The 16623-nt window shown below is 61.6% G+C and carries 12 protein-coding genes and 2 pseudogenes; 3 read left to right on the top strand and 11 right to left on the bottom strand.

Annotated features, from left to right (window positions below):
- Positions 1-58: 58 nt before the first annotated feature.
- The 5 genes from OKW39_RS31610 to OKW39_RS31590 all read right to left on the bottom strand — a co-directional run bounded on the left by OKW39_RS31610 (position 59) and on the right by OKW39_RS31590 (position 5439).
- Positions 59-1611 (bottom strand): IS3 family transposase gene (locus OKW39_RS31610; RefSeq protein WP_244168772.1). Its coding sequence is split into 2 segments (ribosomal slippage): positions 59-1149 and positions 1149-1611, totalling 1554 coding nucleotides; the frame shifts between segments, so codons are not numbered across the junction.
- Positions 1612-2166: 555 nt separating this feature from the next.
- On the bottom strand, positions 2167-3027 hold the full coding sequence (locus OKW39_RS31605) for a hypothetical protein (RefSeq protein ID WP_429564440.1): 861 nt from the start codon (positions 3025-3027) through the stop codon (positions 2167-2169).
- Positions 3028-3337: 310 nt separating this feature from the next.
- Positions 3338-3760, bottom strand: a complete 423-nt coding sequence (locus OKW39_RS31600; RefSeq protein ID WP_090806779.1) for a PRC-barrel domain-containing protein — start codon at positions 3758-3760, stop codon at positions 3338-3340.
- An 84-nt stretch (positions 3761-3844) separates the two neighbouring features.
- A complete protein-coding gene (locus tag OKW39_RS31595) occupies positions 3845-4996 on the bottom strand; it encodes a C1 family peptidase (protein WP_429564439.1) in 1152 nt (383 codons plus the stop codon).
- A 179-nt stretch (positions 4997-5175) separates the two neighbouring features.
- Positions 5176-5439, bottom strand: coding sequence for a hypothetical protein (locus tag OKW39_RS31590; protein WP_090806775.1), 264 nt, complete (start codon positions 5437-5439; stop codon positions 5176-5178).
- An 884-nt stretch (positions 5440-6323) separates the two neighbouring features.
- On the opposite strand from OKW39_RS31590, the gene OKW39_RS31585 reads away from it, so the two are divergent.
- Complete coding sequence (locus OKW39_RS31585) at positions 6324-6524, top strand: DUF2905 domain-containing protein (RefSeq protein ID WP_090806773.1); 201 nt, start codon at positions 6324-6326, stop codon at positions 6522-6524.
- Between the two features lie 504 nt (positions 6525-7028).
- Here the strand turns inward: OKW39_RS31585 and OKW39_RS31580 are convergent.
- Positions 7029-8486, bottom strand: a complete 1458-nt coding sequence (locus tag OKW39_RS31580) for an NCS1 family nucleobase:cation symporter-1 (protein ID WP_187611735.1) — start codon at positions 8484-8486, stop codon at positions 7029-7031.
- Positions 8487-9926: 1440 nt separating this feature from the next.
- Here OKW39_RS31580 and OKW39_RS31575 point away from each other — a divergent pair.
- A pseudogene (locus OKW39_RS31575) lies at positions 9927-10290 on the top strand (DUF899 family protein); the annotation flags it as partial.
- A gap of 27 nt (positions 10291-10317) precedes the next feature.
- Here OKW39_RS31575 and OKW39_RS31570 read toward each other — a convergent pair.
- Positions 10318-12291: a putative bifunctional diguanylate cyclase/phosphodiesterase gene (locus OKW39_RS31570; RefSeq protein ID WP_429565467.1), complete on the bottom strand. Its 1974-nt coding sequence runs from the start codon at positions 12289-12291 to the stop codon at positions 10318-10320.
- 241 nt (positions 12292-12532) lie between these two features.
- Positions 12533-12916, bottom strand: coding sequence for a hypothetical protein (locus tag OKW39_RS31565; protein WP_176078989.1), 384 nt, complete (start codon positions 12914-12916; stop codon positions 12533-12535).
- Between the two features lie 349 nt (positions 12917-13265).
- Between OKW39_RS31565 and OKW39_RS31560 the strand changes: the two genes are divergently transcribed.
- A complete protein-coding gene (locus tag OKW39_RS31560; RefSeq protein WP_013092091.1) occupies positions 13266-13544 on the top strand; it encodes an HU family DNA-binding protein in 279 nt (92 codons plus the stop codon).
- A 244-nt stretch (positions 13545-13788) separates the two neighbouring features.
- Here the strand turns inward: OKW39_RS31560 and OKW39_RS31555 are convergent, their stop codons facing one another.
- From OKW39_RS31555 to OKW39_RS31545, 3 genes and pseudogenes are all read right to left on the bottom strand, one after another.
- A complete protein-coding gene (locus OKW39_RS31555) occupies positions 13789-14907 on the bottom strand; it encodes a 3-deoxy-7-phosphoheptulonate synthase (RefSeq protein ID WP_429564438.1) in 1119 nt (372 codons plus the stop codon).
- A gap of 263 nt (positions 14908-15170) precedes the next feature.
- Positions 15171-15842: pseudogene (locus OKW39_RS31550) on the bottom strand (DUF72 domain-containing protein); the annotation flags it as partial.
- Between the two features lie 96 nt (positions 15843-15938).
- Positions 15939-16559 carry a VOC family protein gene (locus OKW39_RS31545; protein ID WP_429564437.1) on the bottom strand — a complete coding sequence of 207 codons (621 nt, stop codon included), beginning with the start codon at positions 16557-16559 and terminating at the stop codon, positions 15939-15941.
- Positions 16560-16623 lie beyond the last annotated feature (64 nt).

Genomic DNA, 16623 nt, shown 5'->3' with positions numbered 1-16623 from the left:
ACGCAGGGGTAAGTCCAACGCGATAACCGGCGGTTGTCAACGTACTTGTCGCGTCACCTCATGCGCACTGCTTTAGTTCTTCCGGTTGCATGCGCTCCGGATTGAGCCAGACTTCATCCTTCAATTTCCAGTTGCGCGTCGATCGGGACCAACGCCGTGGATTGCGCTGCCTGGCCTCCGCATAAACGATCTCACGTTGCGCAAGAACTGCATTCGCCACGCCGTTATGACACTGGGCCGGCGTGACGAATTTGAGGCCGCTGTGTTTGTGCTCATGGTTGTACCAGCGCACGAACTGCTGCGTCCAGGCCCGCGCCTCATCAACGCTGCCGAACGGCTTGCGCGGGTAGTCGGGCCGATACTTGCAGGTCCGGAACAGCGACTCTGCGTACGGGTTGTCGTTACTCACGCGTGGTCGGCTAAACGAGGCCACGACCCCCAGGTTCTCCAGGGTGGCAAGCATCGTCGCACCTTTCATCGGGCTGCCATTATCCGAGTGCAGCACCAGGGGACGTCCTGCCAGGCCCTCTGCCAGACTGGCACGCCGCATCAGCAACGCGGCCAGTTCTGCCGATTCGGCCTCATGCACTTCGTGACCGACAATCTTGCGGCTGAACACGTCCAGCATCATGTACCAGTAGTAATACTGTCCTTTGACCGCCGCAGGTACCCAGGTGATGTCCCACGACCAGACCTGATTGGGCGCCGTCGCGCAATGACTGGTCACTACCCGGGTCGAGGGCTTGCGCGCACGACCACGATGGTGCTGCTGCGAGGCGCTGCGCAGCACGCGGTAAAAGCTCGATTCCGATGCGACATACACGCCGCGATCGGCCAGCCTCGGCACGATCTGGCTGGGCGGCAGACTGGCAAACTCCGCACTATTGGCTACCTCAAGAATCTGTTGCCGTTCAGCCTCACTCAACTGGTTGCCCGGCGGCGGCCGTTCGGTCGTGGTACGACCATCAGCACGTACCGTGTCACCGTCACCGACCCAGCGCTGAAACGTGCGCAGGCTCACGCCCAACTCGTCGCAAGCCTTCTCCAGCCGGCAGCCTGACTGCGCCGCCTCGCGTATCAACGATATACATAACAGGCGATCCGGGACGTTGATCAATCGTCCTCTTTGTCTCCCCAGATCGCCTGGACTTTTTTTCTCAGAATCAGCAGCGCCGCCGCTTCCGCTAGCGCCTTCTCCTTGCGCTGCAATTCCTTCTCGAGCTGCCGGATGCGCTGCTTGTCGTCTTTCGACTGGTGGCGCTGCTCGCGTGCCTGCTCGGTGGCATTCGCGTTGGCTGCCTGGCAGGCCGCTCGCCACGCCGCGATCTGTTCGGGATAGAGTCCTTTGCGCCGGCAGTACTCGGCCAGCTCCGCTGCGTTGAGCGGGGCGGCTTCCAGCACTACTGCAAACTTGTCTTCCGAAGACCATCCCTCGGGATTCTTCCCATCGCCCGGCACGGCCAGCCCTTGTCCTTTCGCCTGTCGGCGCCACGTGTACAACGTCTGTTCGGTAATTCCCGTTTCTCTGGCCAGCGCTGAGACCAACGCGTTTTCCGGCGGCATCATGCGACGCACCAGCGCTTCTTTTCTTTCTGCTGAGTAGGCTTTCATTCACCCTGATTTTACCGCCCCCGGACCATGTCTATAAGATTCAGATAACACGACAAGTAGTCTGACGCCGGGGGTAACCGAACACAGCAGGCGCTTCAAGTGCGGCTCGCGTCCATCCCGACGATGGTTCATTCAGATATTGCACCACGGCGCTCGAAGGTTCATTTGGCATTGTCTGCCGATTGGAATCGATCAGGGCTTTGTGGTCGTCCGGGTACGTGCCGTAGGTCGCTGCCTCCGGCGTGTTCTTGTCGCACATCGGCGCAACCCGTGAGCACGCCTGCGATCAATACCGCTGCGCTCGCGGCCCTCAGCTTCGTTTTCATCATTTCACCTACGCGGACAGGTTTTTCATACGGCTTCTTATCTCTTGTCTGTACTTTTTGTGGCGCCAATATAGCCAGAGCAAAGAGGCGAGTGCCACTAATCGAGGAGCTAGACCTTCGTTGTTAGAGACTTCCACTCTTTACTCCTTGCCGGTCTCCTGGGGCACTGACAAGTTTATTACGCTCTACGGTTCTGATCGGGACTGGATTGCAGTGGCCCGGTCAGGCCCTAAAAGCCGGGCGGGGGCGGCAAAGGTGGGCCGGGTGGGGGGGGCAGCGATGGCAGGGATGGCGGGGACGACAGGGACGGAGGGGACGGAGGGCGCGGCAGGGACGGACGGGGCGGCAGGGACGGCAGGGACGGAGGGGACGGCAGCTTTGGCAACCCACCTACGGGCGGCTTGAGCATATCGATAACGGATTTCAGCTTTTGGGCGATGGCCTCGGTGACCGCCTTTTTCGCCTCGTCCGCGAGCGCCTCGCACACGGCACGGATGATCTCGGGCGGAGTGGCGCCGTTTGTGGTCGCGCCGATATTGACGAGATGCAGCGGAGGTAGCGGTACCGTAAGCGCGCCTCCGGGCAGGTGAATGTCAAGTGAAAGTGTGCCGCCCATGACGGTGAGCTTGCGGATGATGACCTTGCGCGCGTTGCTGCCGGCCCGGATGGCGGCCGGGGTGGTGGAATAGGCCTGGGCGTTATTTTTGATGGTCTCCAGGTTGCTGGTGGCGGTGGGACTTTGCGCCTTGTAAGTAATCTGCGGCGCGATGACTGTGGCGGAATCAACGATGACAGGGCCGCCGCCGAGAAGTGAGCCGCTTTCCACCTGCAAGGCGATACGGTCCACCACTACGGCGTAGGGCGAAGAGAAACCAGTGGGGTTGCCCACGGTAAGTCCATCAAGCGCGCCCACGCCGGTGAAGGGCGAGAATTCGACGCTACCCACGAGCACCTGCGTCTGGGTCGCAAGGGCGCCTTCCGTCTCGATGGCGGACTTGATGGATGGTTCGAACCGGGCGAGCAGGGTCCACAGCGCAATAGCGGCGACGGCGAGCAGGATGGCAACGGCAAGTCCGAGAGTTTTTTGCATGGTGTTAGGTGATCCATGAAAGGCGGTGGCCCGTCCAGACGCGCGACCGTGCTAATCAGCAGTCGCCAATATTGACTACAGAAGTGGCTTGGAAATGGAAAAATGGGAAGGCGGTCTGAAGGGGCTTTGTTCGGATGAGGCTACTCTGCAATACCCCCATCCGAGCAGCGCGGGGGCAAGGTGTTGAGTGCGCAGCGCAAGGGGGAGTGAAGGGGCAAGCGGTTGAGCGCGAAGCTCGAGTCCGGCGATAGGTCGTTGCGACTGACCTTGCCAGCCGCAACGACCTCAGCTTAGGACTGTTGAAAACAGGTCACTCTGCCTGAACCTTCTTCGGCTTAGGCGGCGATTGCACCTTCGCGTACTGGAACTCAGGCGTTGCCTTCAGGGCGTCCTTCGTGGCGCCCGGCAGATATAGATTGCCGCCGCGCACGTCGAGTGCGGCGATGGGCACAGCTACGTCATGCGTGGCGACGCCGAGGAAGCCGCCTGTAGCGACGATGGCCGCCGACACGGAGCCGTCCGGGGCCACGATCAGATCTTTGACCGCGCCGATTTTTTCGTTCTGGTCGTTGTAGACCGATTTGCCCAGCACGCTCTTCTTGACGCTCCATCCCTGCAAAAGCGCCTGCGACTGCTGAATAGTGACGCTCAGAGTCTGTGTGCCGGCGACCTGTGCGTGCGCATCGATACATGCTGCAAGTGCCACTGCTACCAATACTGCCTTCAAAGCCATATCGTTCACTCCATGGTTAGATTCGGTTTCTGGCACGTTCTTCGTGCCCCCAATAGTGTAAGTTGACAATACCGTTTTGCTCTACTAATCGGCGCTGTCGATCCGAACCAGCGCTTGTGCGTCCAGCAAGCTGTGTTGCAGCCATTCGTAAGTGACGTAGGCCAGCCCGCCGTCGCCCCAGCCCGATGACCAGGAGTTCTTAATGATGAAATATCCGCCGCCCGCGACCTGATCGCTGTCCTGGTAGCCGACGACTAGAATTTCGTGACCGCACAGGCTGGTCCCGCAGCTGTCCGCCTTGATGACCCACGACACGACGCCGCCCTTGTACGTCGCAACCTGAAAGTCGAGGTTCGCGTTGATGGCCATGACCACAGGGTAGCCGCGATACAGCGCTTGCTTGATCCGGCCAATGGACGCATAGAGCTTGTGCGCCGTGGTCGTCCGAAATCCTGAGGAACTCGCTGCGGTAGGATCCTGCTGCCGGGTATCGCTGCCGCCACCCTGCGCCTCGGTACCCGAGCAGGTGGCATTGGGATACTTGCGGTTGTAGTTGGTGCAATACTTGTCATCGCCATTGTATGGCCAGGATTTCTCCGGAACGAACTTGGTCTTGTTGTCGACGAATGCAGCGATGGTGTCGTACGGGTCGAGTCCGGCGTTGTTCCAGGTGTTGGTCAGTCGCTTTCCCTGGAAGTACGTGTTCTGTTCCGACAGTTTAGTACTGTTCTGCTGCCTCGAGAGCAGCAATTCCGTTGCGGCGTTCAGGGAGAACGCTACGCACGTGCCCCGTTCGCTCTGATCTTTGATATCGCTCTTCAGGGATTCGAGATTCGTGATAAGAGCGCCGTGGCCCACCCCCAAGGAGTCCGAATCGGCCGTGTCACAACCTTCCAGGCCGCTCGGGCAACTGTTCTTGCTCGCCTGGGTCAGCCGCACCTTGTAGTTGCCGAAGAGTTGGACCATCGAGTCGGAGACCCCGACGTTGGAAACAAGGTCCTTTCCCACGTCCTGGTAGCTGATCACCTGACGGGTGACGCTGGAGAGGTCGGCCTCATAGCGGGTGTCGCTTCTCGCGTCACCGTAGCTCGGCGCGTAGAAGCCGGTATCTGAGGAGCTGTTACTGTTACTGTTACTGTTACTGTTACTGTTTCCACTGCTGCCATCGCCCCCGCCGCCCCCGCAAGCTTGAAGCGAAAAGAGAATGACGAGCAGAGTTAGACGGGCAAGTTTCATGAGATTTTCTTGTCGGCGCCGGCGCGACGGCGCTGCCGCGAACACAAACGACGCGATGTTTTGACGAACCCGGTTTGGCTCAAAGCCACCTGCGCGGGTCAGACCGGGGACCATTGTGGCGTAAAGCGCGACTGCGTCGGGTACGGCCTTACACTACAGCCGCCACCCGAATTGGGCTATCACACGAAAGTCTGGAACGCCTGTACGGTGGGATATACCGGCACCGCGTTTAGCGTTGCTTGGATATGCGGGCGCATAGTGATGCCTTCAGGATCGGGGGCGTACACCACCTTGGCAACGGAGTCCGCGTCGCCCCTTACTAGCGCCGCATTGCACGGATCGAATAGCGACGCGATTTCGTGATAGACCTGCGGTACGTGGACTTCGCCTGCAAAGACGCCAGTGCTGAAAACAACTGCAGCGGCGATCAGAATCTTCTTCATCTTTGCCTTCACTTCATTTAAATGGGACGCCGACGCGGCATCGGGGAACTACGCCCCATTAGTGGCTCTGGTTATGCGCGAACCTCTCAGCTATCGCCAGTTACCCCTGACTGGCAAGCAGCGCCAACATCAACAGAGCGGTTCGGTTGATTTCGGGATCCTGAGATTAATGCCGCCCAATCGCTCGCCCGCGACGACGAGTGGCGACATTACACCCAAAGTTGATTCTATCGTCAACTGTGATGTTGTTATTTTGTTTTCAGCGGACGCTGAGTCGGTCCTGGCGCGAAAGAAGGCGCAGTTGCGGCGCCGCGGAGGACGGTAAATCGGCTATCAGGGGGTGCCGTTGCAGCCGAACTCCCGTAGACCATGTAGCGGCGATAATGGGCGACCCCCAGCGACCCGATACTCAGCAGCCTGCGCTGGCCCGGCCGGCTGCTGGCCGTGAAAGAGGAAGATGCCTTGGCTAACCATGCGTTTTGCAATTTCGGCGAGAAGCGAGTAGAGGCAATCTGCGACGATCTGAACGCACCAGGCGTTCGGGTCTGTGAACGCACCGGGTTGCAACTGGAAGGGGTGTTGCGACAGGAGCGGCGCGCTCCAGATGGTAGTTCGCGGACTACGCGCATCTATTCAAAGCTGGCTTGACCTCTCGCTGGGCTGGGCGAGTATTGGCCAGTTTGGGACGTTCAATGTTGGCGGCCAATTTGTCGACAATCGGATCGACCCGTTGCCTGCGGACCAGACACGGGAAACGAACGCGATGGAATCCGCCAACATACGAGCCTGACTGGTCCGCAGTGGCTCAAAATTCAATCGGCGCGGATACTCCGCCTGCGTGGGGCTATGATGACCACGTCGGCTACCGTGAGTGACGACGCCCCATGAACCGTTTCCTGATCGTTATTGGCACACTGTGCATTCTTGCCGGCCTCGGATGGCATTGGCTCGCGCGCATCCCGTTCGGGCGACTGCCCGGCGACATCCATATCGTCCGCGACGGATTCAACTTTCACTTCCCGATCGTCACGTGCATCGTGCTTTCGGTCGTGGCGTCCGTGCTGTTGTGGTTCTTGCGGCGTTGAGCGCGGCTCCGCGTCGGAGCATACAATGGCGACGAACTGTAGGCGCAAATCGGTCGGAAAGCCTGATCAGGAGCCGATCGCAAGTTCACACGTGTCGACGAGTTGCTGCCCTGGTACGTTGCCGACAGATTGCGCCAAGCGAACTGACCCACCAAACCAAACCGTTTGACAGTCGCGACTCGTGTTGAATGGCCGTTGTACCCTGGCGCTCAGCTGCCTGACCAAAGCCGATTCTCGAATGACGGCAATGGCCGAATTGTGCGGGTAGCTCGTCCGTCAGGTTCCGGAGTAATGCGGCCGCTCCAACGGCAGATTTCCCGGCTCGCTGAACGGCAAGTTGTGGCCGAAAGTGCCATTCTTTGAACGATGCCATCAGGCGGATCGTCGGCCAAATCTGCGATTCGCGAGTCGCACGCGGCTATCGTGACCGACCGCCCGCTTCCGGGAGGCACCCGGCGGTGCCGTGCCAGTGCTTGACCCTAGCTGATCGGGATGGAAAGAGCCTTAAACGCGGGTAGTGGCGATCGCGGTACGCGGCCGCAGCGTCGCCATGACCAGGTACATGCCGCCGCCGATCGCTACGCCGAAGAACCAGCCATATGTATTCCACCAGGCCGGCAGCAGGTTGGTGAAGTTGGGCAGGAAGGTCGAAAACACGCTGCCGACCGCCGCCGCGGCCAGCGCGTTGACGTTCCAGCCGCTTTCGTAGCGATACTCGCCGTGCTCCTGGTAGAGCGCCGCAACGTTGACGTTGCCCTTGGCCACCAGATAGTAGTCCACCAGGATGATTCCCAGCAGCGGGCCCATCGTGGCGCCGATGGCGTTGACGAAGTGCGCGGCGTTGCCTTCCCACGGCGCAAACGGGTAGAGCGCCAGCGCGATGGCTGCGGCGATGAAACCGCCCTTCTTGAAGCTGATCTGCCTGGGGAACGTGTTGGAGATGTCGAACGCCGCCGAGACGAAATTGGCCACCACGTTGATGCCTAGCGTGGCGACTGCGAAAGTCACCGCCGCGATGAGTGCCAGTATCCAGCTATCGAACTTGGCTGAGATCTGCTCGGGGTGCAGCAGCACTTCGCCGTACACCTTGAAGGCGGCGATGGTGGTGACGCCGGCGACCAGCGAGAACGCAATCAGGTTGACCGGCAGGCCCCACAGATTTCCTTTCTTGACTGCATCGCGGTTTTTCGCGTAGCGCGAGAAGTCGCAAAAGTTCAGGTACAGCGCCGCGAAGTAGGTGATCCAGGTCGCGCCTACGGCCATCAGCGCCCAGAACGAGCCGGGCTCGCCGCTGACGCCGGCGTCCTTGGTCTTCTCGAGCAGCGCGTCCATCGGAATGCCATGCTCGAACGAGAAGCCGCCCGCCTTGACGCACAGGCCGATCGCCAGGATCAGCATCGCGATCCACACCGCCGGACCGGCCAGGTCCTGGAATTTGCGCACCGTTTCCATGCCCTTCTGAATGATGAGCAGCTGCAGCGCCCAGACGATGAAGTAGCAGATCACTTCCAGCCCCGAGTGGCCGAGAAAGTGCGTGCCCTTGTGGAACTCCATCAGGCTGGTGCTGCGGATCAACAGCGCGACTATCGCGCTCGAAGCCGCTGCTGTCTGCGCGCCGTACCAGAAGCAGGCCACCACGGCGCGCACCAGCGCCGCGAGGTTGGCGCCCCACACGCCGAAAGAGGCGCGCGCAAGCACCGGGTATGGCACGCCGGTCTTCTCGCCGGCGTAGCCGATCAGATTCATCAGCGCGAAGATCACGAGTGAGCCGAGCCCGATCGCCAGCACAAAGTTGGTAAAGCTGCCGCACAGCAAGAACAGGCTGGCGGCTAGGTAGTAGCCCCAGAGGCTGTGCACGTCCGAGGTCCAGACGTTGAAAATGCTAAAGGCACCCCAGTTGCGCACCCTGGCGGGTGCGAGATCTTCGTTGTAGAGGCCGGGGGAAGGGTTGCGGATTTCCATCTGTCGTCTCCTTTGAGTTCGTGGAAATGAGGAACCACCGCCAGACGACCCTGGGCGGCGATGCCCCCGCGTCTGAAGCAAGCTCGTATGCAAGAACTGTATGTACTTTGCGGCACAGCTATGAATGGGTTAACCCTAATCGAGAGGCATGTCGGCGCAAGCCAACAATCCGATCCCACGCACAATGAGCGCAATCGCAAATTCGTCGTTGTTGTCCATGTGACCGCGCAAATCAATAAAATTGCGCGACGCTTACCGTTGCTGCGTCCCGCTCGCAATCTATGGGGCCGTTGATGTGGAGATGGCCGGAGGCCCCCCTCGTCGAAGGGTTCGATGTGAGGGCAGCCCGATTCAAATGCCGTGTTTGATTGACCTCCGATGGTCCCGCATCGGGCGACAGCTGGCGTTCGTCAGTTCAGATGCGATCTCAAATGGTAGAAGTGGATCGGGTGCCGCCGAACGCAACCGGCGGTGCTCAGCCCCCTCACCGAAGTTTGCTGTCGGACCGGGTTCGGCCAGCTACTGACGTTGGTCGGCACCTTCTCGCGGACGTTCCGACGTCTGCTACCCCGCAGTACCCGCCGCTCGGGCAGGCACGCTCCGTCTTGTTGTACTGCAATATGTTTGTTCGACGCCCGGCCCGCTTCATCGTCTCGATGATATACACGAGTATAAGAGCCCGACGCTCGCGTACGACTGCGGCAACCGTTCGTAGAATGGCCGTCTTGGGACCATCCGCATACCATGGTTCCATGGACGGTGCGATTGTTATTTAGGAGGCGAGGATCGAATCGGCAGGTCTTAGTTTGGGCGCTTGTGAACTGTTGTAGGACATCACCCGGCCAACGCGTTGACACAATGAGTCTCCTCAGGTTCCTACCTCCGCACCCCTGGGAAAAACGGAACCTGCTTCGAAGCCGGCTTCCGCCGGCTTTTTTTTACCGAGCGGTCAGCGAGCGGCGGAACGCGCCTGCCACCGGTAGCCAGGCGCAGACCCCGGCCAAGTACGGCGCGTCGACCTCGACCTCGGGCCGAGGTTTCACCGTCGGCTGAGGTACAAGCCGTTGATTTGTTGCTCATCGACGACGGCCAGAGCCAGGTACTTGCCGGCCGGGAATGCCCAATGAAGTTCGGGCTGCGGGTCATAAGGAGAGGAAGACGATGAAAAAGATTGGATACCCCCGCTTCACCGCCATCGAGCTGTGGATCCTCGCCGTCTCCATCGTCATCGCAGTCGGAGTACAGATATGAGTGTAGCGCCCACGCCGGCGCATCGCTCGTGCCTCCCTCCGAACGACTTTTCCGACTGTCTGCTCCGCAGCTAAAGCTCCCGTTGAGATACCGTCGGTCGAGGGGCAGAAGTGGGTCGCAAGTACTCGTTCGCTTTCCGCGGGACGAGTCATTCGCGACCACAGACCTGTGAATGACAGGAAAGCGCCCCAAATGCCCGATATCCTGCAGCGCGTCGCCTTCGCGGTGATCGGCCGCTCGCCGATCGACAGGCTTGTCGCGTTCAAGCAGGAGCGCGGCTGGCGGCATCTGCGGCTGTATTCGTCGGGCGGCAACACGTTCAATCGCGATTACGCGGCCGAAGATCCCGCCGGCGACGACCTTCCCGCGCTTGAACGTATTCACGCGCACGGGCGGCGTCGTGCGGCACTTCTGGGCCGAGGAGATGGGGCCGTCGACGTCGGACCCCGGACAGGATTCGCGCGGCGCGCCCGATCTGATGCCGTTGTGGACGATCCTCGACATGACGCCGGGCGGCCGTGGCACCGACTGGTATCCGAAGCTGGCGTATTGAGCGGCGCTGCCATGGAGCGATCGAGCGCTACGAATGCGTCTGCGCCGCGTGGCTCTGGGCGAGCGCGGTCCACAGAAACGTGCCGACCGCGCTCGCCCGCATCGGCAGGCTGAACAGATAACCCTGCACCGCGCGCGCGCCGAGCGCCTTCACGACCTGGGCCTGCAACGGTGTTTCGAGTCCTTCGACCACGCATTCGAGCCCGAGGTTGCGGCATAGGTCGATCACGGATTTGATGATCTTCTTCGAGGCGCTATTGGTATCGACGTCGCTCACGAAGCTGCGGTCGATCTTGATCGCGTCGAATGGCAGCCGATGCACGTAGCTGAGGCTCGAATAGCCGGTGCCGAAATCGTCGAGCGACAGCCGGCAGCCGGCCTGCTTCAGCATCGTCATCGCGCTGTGCGCCTGCTCGAAATCGCGCGTCAACGCGGTTTCGGTCATTTCGAACGTCACGCGATGCGGCGACACGCCGCTTGCCGCGACGATGTCGATCAGGCGGCGCGCGCGCGCCGACGTCGAGATATCGATCGCGGACAGGTTGAACGACAGATACAGATCGGCGGGCCAGTGCGCGACCTCGGCGAGCGCCTGGCGCAGCAGCACGTCGGTGATGCCGAGGATCAGCTCGGTCCGCTCTGCAATCCGAATGAATTCCTCCGGCCTGACCATGCCGAGCCGCGCGTTGTGCCATCGACCGAGCGCTTCGAGGCCGATCGGCCGGCGCGTGAGCAGATCGTAGATCGGCTGGAACTCGAGGAACAGTTCCGCTTCGAGGTCCGCATGGCGCAGCTCCTGCGTGACGAGGCTTAGACGCCGCATCTGCGTTTCGTGTTCGGTCGAGAAAATCACCGGCATGCCGCGGCGGTTTTCCTTGCCGACATAGAGCGCGGCGTCGGCGCGTTCGAACACCTGCGCGACCGTCGAGCCCGCGTCTGGAAACGCGGCCCAGCCGATCGTGCCCGACAGCTCCGCGACATTGTCGGCGACTTGATAAGGCTGGCTGAGCGCATCGCAGATACGCTGTCCCAACTCGACCAGCGCTTCGTTCGACACCTTGTGGCGCACGAGCACGCCGAATTCATCGCCGCCCAGACGCGCGAACATCAGGCCCGTTTCGCCGATCAACACGAGCCGCGTGCCGACTTCCTGCAGCACGAGGTCGCCGCTCGCGTGACCGTAAATGTCGTTGACCTGCTTGAAGCCGTCCAGATCGATGAGGCCGACGTTGAAGCCGCCACCGGTTTCGAGCGCCTGCTCCGATATCGCGCTCAGCGCCGCGAAGAAACTGCGCCGGTTCGGCAGGCCGGTCAGACTGTCGATGCTGGCGAGCCGGTAGTTGTCGTCGCTGAGCCGTTGGGTGTTGTGCTGGCTTGCCTGCAGTTCGCGTTGCGCGTGCACCGCGTCTGCAAACGTGCGCCAGTAAAGCTGGATGACCGCCGCGAGCGCGACGCCGACCAGCGCCATGTCGACCGCCATCGCGAAGAACACCGGCGAGCCGCTCGACACGAGGAAGCCGGAGAAACTCAGGATGACGATGCAAAGCAGCAGAAGCGCGGGCTTGCGCAGATGGATCAGGCAGAACATGCTGCCGACCAGCGTCGTCGCCATATAGAACGCGACCTGCCCCTGCTGGTAGGCGGTGCCGTACGGAAACAGCAGCACCGACCAGCCGCTGAACGCGACGCCGAACACGCCGACGATCCATGTCACGCTGCGCAATTCGCGGACCGCCTGAGCGTCCGTCATCTTATGGTTGCGTTTGCGCCACCAGCGCACGCAGCGAAACACACACAGCGCGCCGAGCGTGCCGGGCACATACATCGACAGCCAGGCCGGCGCGCTGTCCAGATGCGTCGCCGCCATCGCCGCCGTATTGACGAGCAGGATGAAGTAGAGAAGCGGTACCTGGCGGCGGAACGCGTGCAACTGCGCACGCATCAGCTCCCGGTCGCCCTCGGCGACCGACAGTACCTTCTTCAATCTCGCAAGCCAAGCCATCGCCATCCCTTTAACGTTTGCGCGCTAAACGCAGCTGTTTATATCGGCGCGAGGCTGATTAACTTGAGAGCTCAAAGGGGTAACGGAGCATCGCAGTCAAGGGTCGGTGAACCCGGCTGCGCGCTTACGGATAGTCGGGCGGTAAGTACTACCTGGCGGCGCATGTTGGCGGCGCTGGAACCAGACGTTTGTGCCGGATGCCGATCGCGAGACTCGAGCAAAAGGCGGCCTTCGCGCATGCTCAAAGCGTGGGGCACGACAGCACCCGCTGCGGCCGCATGGCGGTGCCGGGCTGGCCGGCCGGCGCGGGCGTGCCACGCGGCGCGGCCGAGACGAGCCGGACCGCGTCGGCGCCAGCATTCGCGAGCACGTATTTTTCCGGGCTGTCATCCGGCTGCCAGTACGCGCGAAACACGTCGCCGTCGCTGAACACGAGCAGCTTGCCGTGCACCGTTTTTCCGCCGCCAACGAAGTCGACTGGTTCGCCGTCGCGTAGCGAAAAGCTCTGCGCGGCGCTGGAGTTCGTCGCACCGACGAGGGTCGCGCACGCGTTGTCGTCGGCCGCGGCCGCCGCCGACGACAACGCGGCGAGCAGCGCGCATGTTGCAAAGTGGCGAATTCTCACTTCTTTATGTCTTGCCGATAGTTAACTTGTGACATGTGTCGCAAATGGCGCGCCTGCGCATCGCGAAAAGGGCTATCGTCATCGGGAAGCCGGCGCGGGATCGCGTAACGCGACCTAAAGTACTGAAATTGCAACGGATTGTGATGCGCGGCGAACGCTCATGAGGCGGCGCGCGCGCATAAGCTCGCGATTCTTATGGCAGTTTGGGGCGCAAAAACGTCAAACCGGCGGCTTTGCCTTGATACAAGCCTTACACCAAGGGTTTGCGCGAAGGTGCGCCTATGCGTTAGTGTGTCGGTCCCGGCGCCTCAGAGGGCGCCGGTTCCATGATTACCATACGGGAAGTGCTATGAACAAACAGGAACTGATTGATGCAGTCGCCGCAGCGACGGGCGAAAGCAAAGCGGCAACCGGCCAGACCATCGACGCGATCGTCGAGGCAGTGACCAAGGCCGTGGTGAGCGGCGATACGGTGCAACTGGTCGGTTTCGGTTCGTTCTCGACCGGCGCGCGCGCGGCACGCGTGGGCCGCAATCCGTCGACGGGCGAAGAGATCCAGATCGCCGCGGCCAAGACGGTGAAGTTCACCGCAGGCAAGGCGTTCAAGGAAGCCGTCAACGCGTCGTAAGCAACGCGCTTCACGCCGGAGCATTCGCGATGCGCGCCGCAGCCCCGCTGTGAGGCGCGCGTGAGTGATGCGTCGGGCGTGAGGATCACGCGCTGCCCAGCCCGGCCAGGCGATTCGCCGGCAACTGGTGCGGCGCGTGTGTCTGGCTCCTTGAGCCAGACGTTCGTGGGCTCGACCGGCTTCGATCGAGTCTAAAGCGGACCCGCCGCGGCCATCGCGATCGGGCGGTCCGTGCGTTGCCCTGTCAGCCCGCGCGACGCTTGCGGGTTGCCTCGGCGAGCGTGGCGAGCACCGGTTCGGTCTGCGCCCAGCTCACGCAGGCATCCGTGATCGACACGCCGTAACGCAACGGCACGCCGGCCTTCAGGTCCTGACGGCCTTCTTCCAGATGACTTTCGAGCATCACACCGATGATGCGGCGCTCGCGCTCCGACAGTTGCCGCGCGATATCGTCCGCGACCTCGATCTGCCGCAAGTGCGACTTGTTCGAGTTCGCATGCGAGCAGTCGATCATCACCTGCTCGCGCAGACCCGCTGAACTCAGCGCTTCACAGGTCGCCTGCACCGACGCGCTGTCGTAGTTCGGCCCTTTCTTGCCGCCGCGCAGGATCACGTGCGCGTCGTCGTTGCCGCGCGTTTCGAAGATCGCGGCCATGCCCATTTTCGTCATGCCCATGAACGCGTGGCTCGCACGCGCCGCGACGATCGCGTCGGCGGCGATCTGCACGCCGCCGTCGGTGCCGTTCTTGAAGCCGATCGGGCAGCTCAGTCCCGACGCGAGCTGACGATGACTCTGGCTCTCGGTCGTGCGCGCGCCGATCGCACCCCACGCGATCAGATCGGCGATGTATTGCGGGCTCAACAGGTCGAGAAACTCGGTCGCCGTGGGCAGGCCCAGACCGTTGATGTCGAGCAGCAATTGCCGGGCGAGACGCAGGCCTTCGTTGATGCGGAAGCTGCCGTCCAGACGCGGATCGTTGATGTAGCCTTTCCAGCCCACCGTCGTGCGCGGTTTCTCGAAGTACACGCGCATCACGATCAGCAGATCGTCCCGGTAGTGTTCGGCGGCGGCCTTCAGCTTGCGCGCGTATTCGATCGCCTGGTCGTGGTCGTGAATCGAACAGGGGCCGACGATCAGCACGAGCCGGTCGTCGCGGCTGTGCAGAATGTCGGCGATTTCGACGCGAGTCTTCTCGACCAGCGACTGCACCGCGGGCGGCACCGGCAGTTCGTCCTGCAGCAGCGCGGGGGAAATCAGCGGACGAACCGCGCCGATGCGCACGTCGTCGATGCGCGTGGTGTCCTGGGTGGCGTCGGCCGAGCCGACTTCCTGATCGTGCAGGGGATTGTCGAGGGCGCTCAAGATGTTCTCCGCAATCGGTTGATGAGGCGGCCTTGCCGCCTGATTATGCGAGCGCCGCCGCGATGAGGGCGTGCGGGCGCCGCGTGGGTTTGAGGTGGACCGTGCGGGTTGGGTTACTGCGTGCCTCGGGCGAGGTTTGACGCAAGGTCTTGCGTCGGGCTTGACACGAAGCCGACGCGACCGCGCACGGATGCGCTGGCGCGATTATGACACCGGCGCCGGCCTCATGGCAGGTGGACCGGCGGGCAGGCGGCGCGGCGGATTCAGAGCTTCTTGAGCAACGCCATCGCAGCGGCCGGATTGCGCTCCTTGAAGCCGCTGATCACATATAGATAGACGTCGCGCGTGGCGGCTTTCGCGGGCGGCTCCGCGCAGGTCTCGAGATCGTCGGGCGTGATGCCCGCGGCGAGCTGGCGCGCGCGTTCGGCCCATGCGTCGAGCGCTTTCGTCGAATAGCCTTTGGCTTGCTTTTCGCTCGTGCCCATGATGCGCGCGTAGACGAACGGCGCGGTGATGTCGGCGATCTGCGGATACTCGCTGTCGGCCGCGAGCACGACCGCGACCTTGTACTTGCGCGCCAGCGCGATGAGTTCCGGTGTCCTGAACGAATCGTGACGAACCTCGACCGCGTGCCGCAGCTTCTGTCCTTCGATGCTCGCGGGCAGCAGCTTCAGAAAGGCCTCGAAATCGTCGGCGTCGAATTTTTTGGTCGGCGCGAACTGCCAGTTGATGGGACCGAGCTTCTGCCTGAGCAGCAGCACGCCGCTTGCGAAGAATCGCTCGATCGTGTCGCCGGCTTCGGCGAGCACCTTGCGGTTGGTCGCGTAACGCGGCGCCTTTAGCGAGAACACGAAGTCGTCGGGCGTCTCCTGATACCACTTCTCATAGCTGGCCGGTTTCTGCAAACCGTAGAACGTGCCGTTGATCTCGGGGGAATCTTGTAAGGCTTGCCAGTTAAGGCTGGTATCGCAGAGCTAGCAGTGCGGCTACCCACTTGGCTACCCAGCTGCGTTCCAGCGCCGATTCCAGTCTCAACAGCCATACCGTACGTCGCTGCAGACTGCACCGGAGGCCGATAAAGATTGAGGGGAGAGGATTGAAATCGCTGGGATGGAGGTCGCGTCATCGGCCAATGCCGCCGGTCGTCGGTCGGACGTCGCGTTCGGCGAACTGCACACGCGCGGTCCGTGGGTGATCAAGCGGTATTTCCAGAAGGATGACTCGCCGCTCGAACGCAGCGTACGCGTCCGCACGCGTAGCGGCCATCCAGATCGCCTGCAGGTCTGCCTTCGCGCGTCCCTGTTGCGACTTCGGCAGCAAAGTTCGAACTCGTGGCCATCAGGGCTAACCAACACAATGCTCTTCATGGCTTCATTGTTTAGCCCGTCGAGAGCGACTGTTGCCCCAAAAGCCTTGGCGCGATCCAGAAATATATGCAAGGCGGATACGTCAAATTCGAACACAGGAACGCATCCGCTCCCGACGAACTCATCGCCAAAATCATTTAGCAGCAACCCGAAGCGGACTTCACCGAGCGAGAATTCGGTCCACTTATCCGACCTGCGGTTCGGCGCGCGTTCCAACAGGTTTTCCCAGAAAGCAGAACCGCGTTCCATGTCCGACACTTTCAAATAGGTGGTTCTAATCCGCATTGAATGCTCCAAGAACGTTTTCGGAAAGGCGCAACAGATAATAGAGGTTTCAAAAGTTTCACGT

The organism is Paraburkholderia sp. MM6662-R1, from assembly GCF_050436245.1.
In the GTDB taxonomy this organism is placed as follows: Bacteria; Pseudomonadota; Gammaproteobacteria; order Burkholderiales; family Burkholderiaceae; genus Paraburkholderia; species Paraburkholderia tuberum.
The sequence above is the reverse complement of the archived record's forward strand: the minus strand, read 5'-3'. Positions and strand labels throughout refer to the sequence as shown.

Excerpts from the sequence above, each read along its gene's own strand:
- OKW39_RS31605 (WP_429564440.1), bottom strand. The coding sequence starts at position 3,027 with ATGCAAAAAACTCTCGGACTTGCCGTTGCCATCCTGCTCGCCGTCGCC.
- OKW39_RS31600 (WP_090806779.1), bottom strand. The coding sequence starts at position 3,760 with ATGGCTTTGAAGGCAGTATTGGTAGCAGTGGCACTTGCAGCATGTATC.
- OKW39_RS31595 (WP_429564439.1), bottom strand. The coding sequence starts at position 4,996 with ATGAAACTTGCCCGTCTAACTCTGCTCGTCATTCTCTTTTCGCTTCAA.
- OKW39_RS31590 (WP_090806775.1), bottom strand. The coding sequence starts at position 5,439 with ATGAAGAAGATTCTGATCGCCGCTGCAGTTGTTTTCAGCACTGGCGTC.
- OKW39_RS31585 (WP_090806773.1), top strand. The coding sequence starts at position 6,324 with ATGAACCGTTTCCTGATCGTTATTGGCACACTGTGCATTCTTGCCGGC.
- OKW39_RS31580 (WP_187611735.1), bottom strand. The coding sequence starts at position 8,486 with ATGGAAATCCGCAACCCTTCCCCCGGCCTCTACAACGAAGATCTCGCA.
- OKW39_RS31570 (WP_429565467.1), bottom strand. The coding sequence starts at position 12,291 with ATGGCTTGGCTTGCGAGATTGAAGAAGGTACTGTCGGTCGCCGAGGGC.
- OKW39_RS31560 (WP_013092091.1), top strand. The coding sequence starts at position 13,266 with ATGAACAAACAGGAACTGATTGATGCAGTCGCCGCAGCGACGGGCGAA.
- OKW39_RS31545 (WP_429564437.1), bottom strand. The coding sequence starts at position 16,559 with ATGCGGATTAGAACCACCTATTTGAAAGTGTCGGACATGGAACGCGGT.